Annotated in this window: 1 protein-coding gene; it reads right to left on the bottom strand. The window is 35.0% G+C overall.

The window, feature by feature from the left end:
* Positions 1-22: 22 nt before the first annotated feature.
* Positions 23-509: chorismate synthase (locus ABMA45_RS01090; protein ID WP_348029877.1), on the bottom strand; the 487-nt coding region annotated here is incomplete at its 5' end.

The raw sequence follows: 509 nt of genomic DNA on the forward strand, positions 1-509 counted from the left end.
TTATAAAAGATATTAAAATAATTTATTTCTTAAAGAAATCTATAATGTCATCCATTTTAGAAGTAATTGACATAAATAACATATCTACTAATGTAAGAGCAACCATTGATTCTACAACAACTACGGCTCTAGGAACAATTATTGGGTCGTGTCTTCCGTGAATGCTGATTTCTATTTCTTCGTTTGATTTATTAACTGTACTCTGAGTTTTAGCAATAGAAGGAGTAGGCTTGACTGCAGCTCTTAAAACAATATCTGAGCCATCGCTTATTCCACCAAGTATTCCTCCGGCATGATTTGTGGATTTGACAATTCTATCATTTTCTATTTTGAAGTTATCATTGTTTTCTGAACCGCAAGCAGAGGCAACGGCAAATCCATCTCCGATTTCAACACCTTTAACAGCTCCGATAGACATGACAGCCTTTGCTAAATTTGCATCAAGTTTTTCAAATACAGGTTCACCAACTCCGGCAGGCATATTTTTAACAACGCATTCAATAATGCCA

Origin of the sequence: Eubacterium sp. CAG:156 (assembly GCF_000434315.1) — a bacterium.
GTDB lineage: Bacteria > Bacillota > Clostridia > Lachnospirales > Lachnospiraceae > Eubacterium_U > Eubacterium_U album.